This window comes from Streptomyces sp. LE64 (genome assembly GCF_052606915.1).
Genome location: NZ_CP199708.1, coordinates 3172223 through 3185021 on the forward strand (window position 1 = coordinate 3172223; position 12799 = coordinate 3185021).

10 protein-coding genes are annotated in these 12799 nt (G+C 73.4%); 5 read left to right on the forward strand and 5 right to left on the reverse strand.

Features of this window, described 5'->3' with window-relative positions; translation table 11 throughout:
- The first annotated feature begins 26 nt into the window (after positions 1–26).
- The 3 genes from cydD (at position 27) to ACSMX9_RS14405 (ending at position 6573) form a co-directional block, all read left to right on the forward strand.
- Complete coding sequence (cydD, locus tag ACSMX9_RS14395; RefSeq protein ID WP_445402702.1) at positions 27–3542, forward strand: thiol reductant ABC exporter subunit CydD; 3516 nt, start codon at positions 27–29, stop codon at positions 3540–3542.
- Between the two features lie 69 nt (positions 3543–3611).
- On the forward strand, positions 3612–5285 hold the full coding sequence (locus ACSMX9_RS14400) for a sensor histidine kinase (protein ID WP_351245315.1): 1674 nt from the start codon (positions 3612–3614) through the stop codon (positions 5283–5285).
- A 199-nt stretch (positions 5286–5484) separates the two neighbouring features.
- A complete protein-coding gene (locus ACSMX9_RS14405; protein ID WP_445402703.1) occupies positions 5485–6573 on the forward strand; it encodes a M23 family metallopeptidase in 1089 nt (362 codons plus the stop codon).
- 24 nt (positions 6574–6597) lie between these two features.
- On the opposite strand, the gene ACSMX9_RS14410 is transcribed toward ACSMX9_RS14405, so the two are convergent.
- The 5 genes from ACSMX9_RS14410 to ACSMX9_RS14430 form a co-directional block, all read right to left on the reverse strand.
- Positions 6598–7488 (reverse strand): Cof-type HAD-IIB family hydrolase, encoded by an 891-nt coding sequence (locus ACSMX9_RS14410; RefSeq protein WP_445402704.1) that lies wholly within the window; start codon positions 7486–7488, stop codon positions 6598–6600.
- A 226-nt stretch (positions 7489–7714) separates the two neighbouring features.
- Entirely contained in the window at positions 7715–8107 is a 393-nt protein-coding gene (locus ACSMX9_RS14415; protein WP_445402705.1) for a type II toxin-antitoxin system VapC family toxin, read from the reverse strand.
- Complete coding sequence (locus ACSMX9_RS14420; protein ID WP_445402706.1) at positions 8104–8385, reverse strand: hypothetical protein; 282 nt, start codon at positions 8383–8385, stop codon at positions 8104–8106. The genes ACSMX9_RS14415 and ACSMX9_RS14420 overlap by 4 nt, the downstream gene beginning before the upstream one ends.
- A gap of 49 nt (positions 8386–8434) precedes the next feature.
- Positions 8435–9643 (reverse strand): hypothetical protein, encoded by a 1209-nt coding sequence (locus ACSMX9_RS14425; RefSeq protein ID WP_445402707.1) that lies wholly within the window; start codon positions 9641–9643, stop codon positions 8435–8437.
- Positions 9644–9696: 53 nt separating this feature from the next.
- A complete protein-coding gene (locus ACSMX9_RS14430) occupies positions 9697–10008 on the reverse strand; it encodes a hypothetical protein (protein WP_351245327.1) in 312 nt (103 codons plus the stop codon).
- Positions 10009–10106: 98 nt separating this feature from the next.
- Between ACSMX9_RS14430 and ACSMX9_RS14435 the strand changes: the two genes are divergently transcribed.
- Together ACSMX9_RS14435 and ACSMX9_RS14440 are read left to right on the forward strand one after the other, a co-directional pair.
- Positions 10107–11003, forward strand: coding sequence for an LLM class flavin-dependent oxidoreductase (locus ACSMX9_RS14435; RefSeq protein WP_445402708.1), 897 nt, complete (start codon positions 10107–10109; stop codon positions 11001–11003).
- A gap of 391 nt (positions 11004–11394) precedes the next feature.
- Positions 11395–12681, forward strand: a complete 1287-nt coding sequence (locus ACSMX9_RS14440; protein WP_445402709.1) for a serine hydrolase domain-containing protein — start codon at positions 11395–11397, stop codon at positions 12679–12681.
- The last annotated feature ends 118 nt before the right edge of the window (positions 12682–12799 follow it).

A 12799-nucleotide genomic window follows, 5' to 3' on the forward strand; every position in this document is an offset into this window, starting at 1 on the left:
CCGGCTCCCCCGAGGGTGTGTTTCACGTGAAACCGATCGACCCGAGACTGCTCCGCTACGCCCGGGCCACCCGGGGCTTCCTGGCCCTGGTGGTGGGCCTCGGCCTGGTCGGGGCGGGGCTGGTCATCGCCCAGGCCATGTTCCTCGCGGAGATCGTGGTCGGTGCCTTCCAGGACGGGCGCTCGGTGGCGGACCTGAGGACACCGCTGCTGCTGTTGGTGGCGGTGACCGGGGGGCGTTCCGCCGTCTCCTGGCTCACGGAGATCGCTGCCCACCGGGCCAGTGCGGCGGTGAAGTCCGAACTCCGCGGACGGCTGTTGGACCACGCGGGCGCCCTGGGGCCGGGGTGGCTGAGCGGACAGCGGACGGGAGCACTCATCACGCTCGCCACCCGGGGCATGGACGCACTGGACGACTACTTCTCGCGCTACCTGCCCCAACTGGGACTCGCGGTGGTCGTCCCGGTGGCGGTGGGGCTGCGCATCGTCACCGAGGACTGGGTCTCCGCCGCGATCATCGCGGGCACGCTCCCCCTGATCCCCCTCTTCATGATCCTCATCGGCTGGGCCACCCAGGCCCGGATGGACCGGCAGTGGCGGATGCTCTCCCGGCTCTCCGGTCACTTCCTGGACGTGGTCGCCGGATTGCCCACGCTGAAGGTCTTCGGACGGGCCAAGGCCCAGGCCGAGGCGATCCGCACGATCACCGGGGACTACCGTCTCGCCACCATGCGGACGCTGCGGATCGCGTTCCTCTCCTCCTTCGCCCTGGAACTGCTGGCCACCCTCTCCGTCGCGCTGGTCGCGGTCACCATCGGCATGCGGCTGGTGCACGGCGGGCTCGACCTGTACACCGGCCTCGTCATCCTGATCCTCGCCCCCGAGGCGTACCTCCCGGTGCGCCAGGTGGGCGCCCAGTACCATGCCGCCGCCGAAGGGCTCGCGGCGGCGGAGGAGGTCTTCGAGGTCCTGGAGACCGAGGCGCCCCACGGCGGCACCGAGCTGCCGGGCCCGGGGGGACTGCGGTTCGAGGGGGTGGGCGTGCGCTACCCGGGACGCTGGACGGACGCCGTGACCGGGGCGTCCTTCGAGGTGGGTCCCGGGGAGACCGTGGCGCTCGTCGGACCCAGCGGCGCCGGCAAGTCGACCCTGATCGCGGCCGCGCTCGGGTTCGTCCGGCCCGAGCGGGGCCGGGTGCTGGTCGGGGGCGTGGACCTCGCCCGGGTGGACCGGGAGTCCTGGCACCGTCAGGTGGCCTGGGTCCCCCAGCGTCCCCACCTCTTCGCCGGCTCGATCGCCGAGAACGTCCGACTCGCCCGGCCGGACGCCGAGGAGTCCGCGCTCCGCTCCGCCCTGCGGGACGCCGGGGCGCTGGAGTTCGTGGACGCGCTGCCGGCCGGGGTGGACACCCTCCTCGGCGAGGACGGGGCGGGGCTCTCCGCCGGACAACGCCAGCGCCTCGCCCTGGCCCGGGCCTTCCTGGCGGACCGACCCGTGCTGCTGCTCGACGAGCCCACGGCCGCGCTGGACGGGGACACCGAGGCCGGGATCGTCGAAGCCGTACGGAGGCTGGCCGCCCACCGGACCGTTCTCCTGGTGGTGCACCGGCCCGCCCTGCTAGCGGTCGCCGACCGGGTCGTCACCCTTCCGCTGCCCGAAGCCGCCGCGCCGGCGGGGGCCACCGGCCTCCCCGCCCCGGACGGGGCGGAGAGGGCCACCGCCTTCGGCGACGAACTGTTCCAACCGGGACGGGAGCGCGAGGACACGGCCGCCGTCCCGCGCACGGACCCGGGCCGCTCGGTACTGGCACGGGTGCGCGAGATGGCCGGGCCGCGCCGGGGGCGTCTCGCCCTCGCCCTGCTCTTCGGCAGCCTGGCCCTGGGCAGCGCGGTCGGGTTGATGGCGGTCTCCGGCTATCTGATCTCCCGCGCCTCCGAACAGCCCCCGGTGCTGTACCTGATGACGGCCGTCACCGCGACCCGCACCTTCGGCATCGGGCGGGCGGTCTTCCGCTACGCGGAGCGGCTGGTCTCCCATGACGCGGTGCTGCGGATGCTGGCGGAGACCCGGGTCGCCGTGTACCGGCGCCTGGAACGGCTCGCCCCCGCTGGGCTGCGGAAGACCCGCCGCGGTGACCTGCTGTCCCGGTTGGTCGCGGACGTCGACGCCCTCCAGGACTACTGGCTGCGCTGGCTGCTGCCGGCCGGGGCCGCCGTGACGGTCTCGCTCGGCGCCGTCGGGTTCACCACCTGGCTGTTGCCCGAGGCCGGGGCGGTGCTCGCCGTGGGACTGCTGGCCGCCGGGGCCGGGGTGCCGCTGCTGTCGGGCGCGATCGCCCGGCGGGCCGAGCTACGACTCGCCCCCGCCCGCGGGGTCCTCGCGAACCGGGTCGCGGAGCTGCTGAGCGGAACGGCGGAGCTGACCGTCGCGGGGGCCCTCCCCGAGCGGACGGCGCGGGCCCGGCAGGCCGATGCGGTACTCACCGGGATCGCTTCGCGCACCGCGAAGGCGACCGCGCTCGGCGACGGGCTGACCGCCCTGATCACCGGCCTCACCGTCACCGCCACGGCACTGGTCGCGGTGGCCGCGGTGGCCGAAGGCCGCCTGAACGGGGTCACGACCGCCGTCGTGGTGCTGACCCCGCTCGCCGCCTTCGAAGCGGTCATGGGACTGCCGCTGGCCGTCCAGTACCGCCACCGGGTGCGCAGGAGCGCCGAGCGCGTCCAGGAGGTGCTGGACGCGCCCGAGCCGGTACGGGAACCGGAGACGCCCGCCCCGGCTCCGGAGTCGCCGTTCCCGCTCCGGCTGCACCGGCTCAGCGCCCGCTACGAGGGCCAGCGGGACCGGGCGCTGCACGCCGTGGACCTGACCCTGGAGGAGGGGCGACGGATCGCGGTCGTCGGGGCCTCGGGGTCCGGGAAGACCACGCTCGCCCAGGTGCTGGCCCGGTTCCTGGAGCCGGCGTCGGGAACCTACGAGCTCGGCGGGGTGGCCGCGGAGGCCCTGGACGGGGACACCGTGCGGGAGTTCGTGGGATTGTGCGCCCAGGACGCCCACCTCTTCGACAGTTCGGTGCGGGAGAACCTGCTGATGGCCCGGCGGGACGCGGGCGAGGCGGAGCTGACCGCGGTGCTGGAGCGGGTGCGGATGCTGGACTGGGTCGACTCCCTGCCCGAGGGCCTCGACACGCTCGTCGGCGAACACGGGGCCCGGCTGTCCGGTGGGCAACGACAGCGCCTCGTCCTCGCCCGAGCGCTGCTCGCGGACTTCCCGGTGCTGGTCTTGGACGAGCCCGCCGAGCACCTCGACCTGCCGACCGCCGATGCGCTGACCACGGACCTGATGGCGGCCACCGTCGGACGGACCACGGTGCTGATCACCCACCGCCTGGCCGGACTGGAGGAGGTGGACGAGGTGATCGTCCTGGACGCCGGCCGGGTCGTGCAGCGCGGGACGTTCGGGGAACTGGTGGCGGTCGACGGGCCGTTGGCCCGGATGCGGGATCGTGAGGGGGCGACGGAACTGCTGGCCGCGAGGGTCTGACCGCTTGCGGTCCCGGTGTGCACGGCGCTGTCAGTTGCACGGTTCACAGGAGGTTGTGAGGCTTTGGGCATGGCGGGGAAGCGGAGCGAAGAGGGCGTGGGGCTGTCCGGAGAGCTGGCCGCACGGGTCCCGCAGTTGCTGGACGCGATGCGGTCGGTCGGGACCGGGCTGGAGCTCCACTCGACGCTGGACCGGATCTGCGAGACCGCGGCCGAACTGGCCGGGGCCGAGTACGCGGCGATCGGCGTGGTCGCCGAGGACGGCGACGGACTCTCCGACTTCGTCTACCACGGGATCGACGGGGCGACCGCGGAGCGCATCGGACGGTTGCCGGACGGCCATCGCGGGCTGCTGGGCGCCCTGATCCACCACCCGGAGCCGGTGCTCCTGGCGAACCTGACCACCGATCCGCGCTCCTGCGGCTTCCCGCCGAACCACCCGCCCATGCGCAGCTTCCTCGGGGTCCCCATCCGGGTGCAGGGCGAGATCTTCGGCAACCTCTACCTGACGGAGAAGCACGGCGGCGCCGAGTTCGACGAGGACGACCTGAGCATCGTGCGGGTGCTGGCCACGGAGGCCGGCATCGCCATCGGCAACGCCCGGCTGTACGGGGCGGCCCGACAGCGGGAGCGCTGGATCGACGGCTCCGTCGCGGTGACCACCGCGCTGCTGTCCGGCGGCGCCGCCGAGGACGCGCTCCAGGTCGTCGCCGAGCAGGCCCGCGGACTGTCGGACTCGGCGGCCGGACTGGTGCTGCTGCCCGCCGCCGAGGGCGGGCTGGAGGTCGTCGCCGTGGCCTCCCAGGACCACCCCGAGGGGGCCGGCGGGGTCATTCCCCCGGAGAGCCAGATCGCCGCACTGCTGCTCGCCGGCGAACCGGTGTTCCTGGAGGACGCGGCCACCGACCCCCGGGTGCTCAGCGAACTGGTGCGGCGCTTCGGCCCCGTGATGCTGCTTCCCCTCCAGAGCGAGGGACGGGTGCTCGGCTCCCTGGTCACCCTGCGCGAGCGGGGCGCGCGCACCTTCACCGAGGCCGAGCGGACCCTCGCCGGCCAGTTCGCCGCCCAAGCCGCGCTGGCGCTGAAGATGGCGGAGGCGCAGCGGGACCGGGAACGGCTCGCGGTCTACGAGGACCGCGACCGGATCGCCCGTGACCTGCACGACCTGGTGATCCAGCGGCTGTTCGCGACCGGCATGATGCTGGAGGGCGCCCAGCGCAAGTCCGGCGACCCGGCGGTGCAACAGGGCGTGGGCAAGGCCGTCGACGAACTCGACGTGACCATCCAGGAGATCCGCACCGCGATCTTCGCGCTCCAGCAGGGGCCCGCGGAGGCGCCGTCCGGGCTGCGCACCCGGGTGCTCAGGGAGATCAACACGGCGGCCGTGCCGCTGGGGTTCAAGCCCGCGCACCGCTTCGTCGGCCCGGTCGACGCCGTGGTCGGGGAACTCACCGGCAAGAACCTCATCGCCGCCCTGCGCGAGGCGCTCTCCAACGCCTTCCGACACGCGGAGGCCACCAGGATCGAGGTGGTGGTCGACGCGACGGTCCCGCTGCCGGACGGACGGCCCGGGGTGCGGCTGACGGTGGCGGACGACGGGGTCGGCATCCCCGAGGGCGGCCGGCGCAGCGGCCTGCGGAACCTGAAACGCCGTGCCGAGTCCCTGGGCGGCGACAGTTGGTACGGGCCCGGCATCGGGGACGAGGGCACGGGGGCCAGCGTGGTGTGGCAGGCCCCGCACTGATCCGCAGCCCCGTCCCGCCCCGTCCCGCCCCGTCCCGTCCCGCCCCGTCCCGCCCCGTCCCGCCCCGTCCCGTCCCGTCCCGGACCGGTGGCCGCCGGACCTGTTCGGCGGTACCGGTCTGATCCGTCCGGAGCAGTTCGTCCCCCGGGCGCACGCGCATCCCGCGCCGGGCGCCGCACCCCGCGCGACGATCCGTCACATGGCCTTCCCCCGTCGTCGTGCGCGGCGTTCCCGTCACCGTCCGCTGTTCGTCCCGGCCGTCCTGTGCGTGCTGCTCGGCGTGGCCGTCCCGCACGTCAACGCGTCCGAGGACGGTTACCCGCCCGGGCTGCCCGGCCCCGTTGACGGGGACGCCGGCGCCGAGGTGGCGCGGCTGTACGAGGAGGCAGCCGACGCGTCCCGCACCTACGAGGAGGGGCTCCGAGCCGTGGCCGCCACCCGCGCCCGGGCCCGGGAACTGGAGCGGCGGCTCGCCGCCGAGCGCCGGGCCGTGGCGGCGCTCCGCGCCGACCTCGGCCGGATCGCCGCGGCCCAGTACCGGACCGGCGGCGGAGTTCCGTACACCGCGCGGATGCTGCTGACCGACGATCCGCAGGGTGTGGTGCAGGGTCAGCACGCCCTGCGCCAGGCGGGGCTGAGCCTCCGTCAGCGGATCGAGGAGAGCGCTGCCGCGCAGCGGCGGTTGGCGGCGGACGAGGCGGCGGCCTCCCGGGAGTGGCGGACCTTGGAGCGCCGCAACGAACGCTTGGCGGCGCTGAGACGGGAGATCGAGGAGAAGCTCGCCCGGGCGCAGGAGCGGTTGCGGAGCGAGTCGGAGCGGGCGGTGGCGGCGGGGCGGTGCGCCGGCGCGGTGCGCCTGGCGCAACCCGGGCCGCTGCCCGCGGAGGACTGGGTCGCCCCGCTCGACGGGTACGCGCTGTCGGCCGGTTTCGGCGGAACGGGGCAACGGTGGGCGAGCCGGCACACCGGCCAGGACTTCGCGGTGGACGAGGGCACCCCGGTGCGGGCGGTCGGCGAGGGCCGGGTGGTGGGGGTCGGGTGCGGGGGCGCGTTCGGGATCGCCGTGGTGCTGGCGCATCCGGGCGGCTACCACACGCAGTACGCACACCTGTCCTCGGTCGCCGTGGAGCAGGGGGAACGGGTGCGGGCCGGGCAGTGGATCGGACTCTCCGGGACGACCGGGAACTCCACGGGGCCGCACCTGCACTTCGAGGTGCGGCTGACCCCGCAGCTCGGTTCCGGCATCGATCCGGTGCCGTGGCTCGCCCAGCGGGGCGTGGAGCTGTGACCGGACGGGGTCCCGGCGGGGTGGTCAGAGCCCTTCGGCGAGGATCCGCTCGATGACGACGGCGACTCCGTCCTCGTTGTTCCCGCTGGTCAGCAGGGTGGCTGCGGCATGGACGGCCGGGTGGGCGTTGCCCATGGCGAAGGAGGTGCCGGCCCAGGCCAGCATCTCGATGTCGTTCGGCATGTCGCCGAAGGCGATGACCTCGGCGGGGGAGATGCCCCGCTCGGCACAGCACAGCTCCAGGGTGCTGGCCTTGGACACCCCGGGGCCGCTGATCTCCAGCAGGGCGGTCGGACTGGAACGGGTGACGTTCGCCCGTTCCCCCACGGCCGCGCGGGCGAGGTCGAGGAAGGCGTCCGGGGCGAGGGCGGGGTGGTGGGCGAGCAGCTTGAGCACGGGCTGGCCCTCGCCGGCCGCCCCTTCGGCGAGGAGCTTCTCGGCCGGGGCGACGCTCTCGCCGATGTCGAGCTGGAGCGGCGGGTAGTCCGGCTCGTGGTGCAGACCGCCGGTGCGCTCGACCGCGAAGGCGGTCCCGGGGGCCGCTTCCCGCAGGGCCGACACCACCGAGCGGGCCGCCTCCGCGGGCAACTCGCGGACCTTGAGGAAGCGGGGTGCGAGGGGCCCGCCGTGCAGGTCCACGACGGCGGCCCCGTTGCCGCAGATGGCGATGCCGTGCCCGTGCAGATGGGCGCTGACGACGTCCATCCAGCGGGCCGGCCGGCCGGTCACGAAGAAGACCTCGATGCCGGCCGCCTCGGCGGCGGCGAGGGCGGCGACCGTGCGGGGCGAGACGGTCTTGTCGTCCCGCAGCAGGGTCCCGTCGAGGTCCGTCGCGATCAGCCGGGGCGGGCGGGCGGAGGTGGCCGTCGTCCACGGCCGCGGTGAGGGTGACGTCACCCCGCCATTCTCGCGCATATGCCAGCACGTGCGTGCGAAGGTCCGCACAAGTGAGTGATTCTCGTCGGTGCAGCCCTTCCCCTCCGCTCCGGCACCGGTCCTCCCCGCCGTTCCGGGGGCACCGGCGGACCGCCGCCCGGCGGGGTCGTCGGCCGTGCCGGCGCATCGCCGTCCGAGGCGGCGGGGAGCCCTCACGCGCTGACCTGAGGAGACGCGGGGATCCAGGAAGGGCCGAGGGGGGTGCTCAGATCGGTTCGACGGCGATGCGTGGGTGGCACAGCCGGCGCAGATCGTCCGTGTCGCTCGTGATGACAGTGACATCGCCGTGCTCCACGTGAGCCGTGGCCGCGAGCATCGCATCGATGGCGTGCTTCTGACCGTGCAGACTCTCGGCAGCGAGCAGTTTGCTTGCCACCCGTGCGGTCTCCTCCGTGACGGGACGCACCTTGGCCAGGGAAACGGCGTGGTCGAACGCCGCCTGCGGCACCTTCGGGTCGCGTGCCTCCACCAACGTGGCGGCGCTCGTCACAACGAGTAGGTCCAGCCTGCGGGCGACGTCCAGCCATACGGTCATGTCACGGTGCCGGCGGGAGAGTTTGGAGAGGGCCTCACTGTCGAGAACGAGAGTCCCGCTCATGCAGCGTCCGCCGGGGCGGACCCACCGCGGTGGGCGGCGTGGTGGGCGCGGATGCGCTCCGCCCTGTCCGAGACCTCGGCAGGGTCGACGGGGCCGTGTTCCGCTTCAGCGGTGGCGATGTACTCGTCGATGGCCTCGCGCTGGAGCTGCCGCTGCACGGCCTCCTCGATATAGGAGGAGACGCCTTGTTTGCCGGCGCGTGCGCGGATCGCCTCCAGGGTCTCGGCGCGCAGGGAGACGCTGGTGACTCGGGTCTTGCCGGGGCGGGGCGTGTCCATAAGGCAAGTGTAGTACATGACCTATTAATGCGCTGGCGCTTCATGACGTCTACCGTCGGTCGGCGAGGAGCGCGCCGAGGCGGTCACCGATGACGGAGACGCCCGGGCGGGGCTCGTTCTCGTAGTACCAGGGCTTGCGCCGGTGCAGTAGTGCCTCACCGTGCTCGCTCCAGGCGAAGCCGGGATTCCGCAGGAGTCTCCGGAACACCGCGTCGGCGGTCTCGGGATGCGCGGCGGCCAGTCGTCGGATCGGCAGGGGCGTGATCGACTCCTCGCGCAGGTATGTACGCAGCAGGTCCTGGTGCCGCCTACGGCCCGTGAGGGCGGGGTCCGCGAAGAGGTCCCGCAGCATCCCGTAGTCGGCGTAGAAGTTGAGTCCGTCGACCTGGTCGTAGATGACGCCGACGGTGTCCGCTGCCGCGAGTTCTCGCGGCAACTCGAAGAAGGGCAGGTCCAGGCCGGTGATCCGCCTGCCCCGGGCTCGGGCGCTGCCTTGCTGTGAGGCGGCGGCCTCTTGGCGGTGGCGGTAGTAGGCATTGAGGAGATCCCCGGCTTCGGCAGGGGGGAGGATCAGTTCGTCGCCGTCGCAGAACTCGATGAACGCGGCCCGGTCCTCTCTCATCTGCTGCCATCCCTGCTCGATCTTCGCGGGGTTGCGGAAGACCAGCGAGGGTTGGCTGGCGGCCAGTTCGAGCGCCGCCTGTGCGATGTCGGCGGCACTGGACCGGGGGTAGTGGGACATCGCCCCGGACACCAGCCACGCACTGTCGGCCGAATGAACGGGTACCAGGCAGGTATGGAGGAATCCGCCCCTGGACACTCCGCGGAACGCCGCCCGCCCGACATTCGAGTACGTGCGGTACTCCAGGTCGTCGAGAAGGTTGAGCAGGACGACCGAATCGCCGTCCTTGCGCTGGACCTCGAAGATGCCCTCGACCGGGTCGCGCCAGCCGAGCAGCATTGTCCGGTCGGACGCGGTCAAGTCCTTCCGCCCGGTGATGAACCGGTCCACCACGGTCGAGCCATCCGGCAGGCGGTACCGCAGGATGAAGTGGTCGGTGATCCGGATCGCCTCGCCCTCGTCCAGCCGCCGTGCGGCCCCGGCGGCCTCCAGCAAGAGGGGCGTCAGCCACCGGTCGAAGCGGGCGCTCTGAGCGAAGGAGACCAGTTCCCCCTTCAACTCGGCACTTCGCTCGATGAGATCGGTCAGCGACGGTTCAGCGGCACCCTGATGCTCGCCCTGTACGGCCTCAGCCACGTTCAGCCCTTTCGCACGATCCGGTTCCGCGTGAAGTGAGAAGTTGTCCGACCTCAGCCGGCCCAGTGGCGGTACGCCTCGATCCACTCCGCACCCCGGGGCGACGGGCTGGGCAACGGCAGCTCCAGAATGCCGATCGACTGCCGGAGGCGGCCACGAGAGCACAGCGCCACGATCCTGCCATCGGATGTGAGGCCGACGCCGCGCACGGTCACCTCGACGCCGAGAACCACCGTGGTGAAGGGCACGTCGAGGTGCTCCTCAAGCATGGTGAACAGACCGGTGCGCTGCTCGTCATCGCCGTACGCGTCGGCAGTCGCCTCTTCGATCATGACCTCAAGATCGACCCTGCCCAGGGTGCCCATGTCGTCACGGTAGCGGCCTCCGAGGCAAGGCGGGTGTGGCACGGATCTGCTCCGTCGGCATATCCGCCGCGGCGGGGAGCCCGCGTATCGTCGGGGCCATGCGTCTGAGCACCGTGATCCTCCCCGTAGACCGTTGGCGCGAGGGCGGCCGCGCGAAGTGGCAGCGCGCCGAGGAACTCGGCTTCCACACCGCGTACACCTACGACCACCTCTCCTGGCGGACCTTCCGCGACGGCCCCTGGTTCGGTGCCCTGCCCACCCTCACCGCCGCCGCCACCGCCACGGACCGGCTGCGCCTGGGCACGCTCGTCACCTCGCCCAACTTCCGGCACCCCGTCCCGTTGGCGAAGGAGCTGATCTCGCTGGACGACGTCTCCGGCGGGCGGATCACCCTGGGCATCGGCGCGGGCGGCAGCGGCTTCGACGCCACGGCGCTGGGGCGGGAGGCGTGGTCGCCGAGGGAGCGGGCGGACCGGTTCGGCGAGTTCGTGCCCTTGCTCGACCGGCTGCTCACCGAGGGTGCGGTCTCGCAGCGGGGGGAGTTCTACGCGGCCGAGGAGGCCCGGAACCTCCCCGGCTGCGTCCAGCGGCCCCGGCTGCCGTTCGCCGTGGCGGCGACCGGGCCGCGCGGGCTGAAGCTCGCCGCGCGGCACGGGCAGGCGTGGGTGACGACCGGGGACCCGAAGCTGTACGAGGAGGGCACCCCGGAGCAGTCGCGGGCGGCGCTGCGCGGACAGGTCGAGAGGCTCGGGAAGGCGTGCTCGGAGCTCGGCCGGGACCCGGCGGAGCTGGACAGGGTCTTGTTGCACGGTTTCACCCCGGACCGCAACGGGCCGCTGGAGTCGGTGGACGCCTTCGTGGACTACGCCGGACGCCACCGGGACCTCGGCTTCACCGAACTCGTCATCCACTGGCCGGTCCCCGGCTCGGACTTCGCGACCGACCCGGCCGTCTTCGAACGCATCGCCACCGAGGCGCTCGCCCAGCTGGGGTGAGGCCGTCCCGCCGCCCGGCACCGGGGTGACGGGCCGTCAACCTCCGCACCGGCGCGCGCCGTCAATCGGGTGCGGCAATCCGTCCCCTGGTGGAACGAACGGCGGATTCCGGCCGTCTTGGGGTGGGGAACCGTCCTGCTGGTGGGGCAGCAGGAAGGCCCCGGGCGGTGCGCACGGCGGGGTCGACGGTCCTCGTGCCGCGGGGTGCGTTCGAGTGAGGGGCGCTCCCCCGGCGGGGCGCGACCCGCCGCGCACCGGTCCGGGTTCCTCCCCGACGGTGATCCGTACCGCGGCACGTTCCGGGGCCGGGGCGCGCCGTCAGCCGTTTCGTCCGCGGCTTCCCCACGCTGGGCAGGACAACGGAACGGGAACGGCAAGGGATCGGGGAGAAATGCATCGACGCAAGCTCGCGGGCGCCGTGGCACTGGGCACGGCGCTGTTGACGCTCGGAACGGCGCTGCCCGCCCAGGCGGCGTACGCGGCGGAGGGCGCCGCCGGCGCGCGGAGCACCGCACCGGCGACCGGGGCAGCCGCGCCCGCAGCACGGTCCGCCGCGCCCGACACGGCGGCCCTGCGCGCCGTGCTCCAGAAGGCGCTGTCCCAGGGTGCGCCCGGGGCGATGGCACGGGTCGACGACGGCAAGACCACGCACCGGGTGGTGGAGGGGCTCGCCGACCGGAAGGAGCAGCGCCCGCTGAGCACCGCGGACCGCTTCCGCATCGGCAGCGTGTCCAAGACCTTCACGACCGTGGTCCTGCTGCAACTGGTCGCCGAGGGGAAGGTGGACCTCGACGCCTCCGTCAACCGCTACCTGCCCGAGCTGCTGCCGGACGACGCCGTCACGGTGCGGCACGTCCTGAACCACCGCAGCGGGCTGTGGGACTACACCAACGACCTGTTCCAGCAGACGGTGCCCGGCTTCGAGGCGGTGCGGGACAGGGTATTCACGCCGCAGGAACTCGTCGACCTGTCCCTGACCCGGGCCCCGTCCCCCGCGCCGGGCACGGCGTACGGGTACTCGAACACCAACTTCGTGGTGGCCGGCATGCTGGTCGAGGAGGTCACCGGCCGGTCCATCGGGCAGGAGTACCGGTCGCGGATCATCAAGCCGCTGGGGCTGAAGAACACCGTGTACGTGCACCCCGACACGGCGATCCCCGGGCGGCACGCACGGGGCTACCTGACGCCGGACGCGGCGGGTGCGCCGTTGGTGGACTCCACCCGGCAGACCGCCTCCTGGGCGCAGGCGGCGGGGGCGGTGATCTCCCACCCGGGTGACCTCAACCGCTTCCTGTCCGCCCTGCTGGGCGGGCGGCTGCTGCCCGCCGAGGAGCTGGCCGAGATGCAGCGGTGGGCCCCCACCAACGCCGCGGGGACCCAGCACTACGGGCTCGGGCTGCGCCGCCGGGACCTGTCCTGCGGCGTCTCCGTGTACGGGCACACCGGCACCGTGCAGGGGTACTACACATACGCCTTCACCTCGAAGGACGGGAAGCGGAGCGTCAGCGCCCTGGCCAACACCTCGAACAACGGGAGCGTGTTGACCACGATGGCCGGCGTGCTGGAGGCGACGTACTGCGGGGCGGGTGCGGCGGCGCGCACCGCGGAGCGTCCCGCCGAGCGCGGTGGCGTCGACGCCGTGTACGAGGACGTGGCGCCGGGGGTCGCCCGACGCTGAGCAGACCTCGCGAGGGGCGGTCCGGAATCCTTCGGGCCGCCCCTTCCGCGTGCTCCGGCCCGGTTCGGCTTCACGGCCGGATCGGTCCCGTCCGCCGGGGAGGGGAGGGCTCCGACCT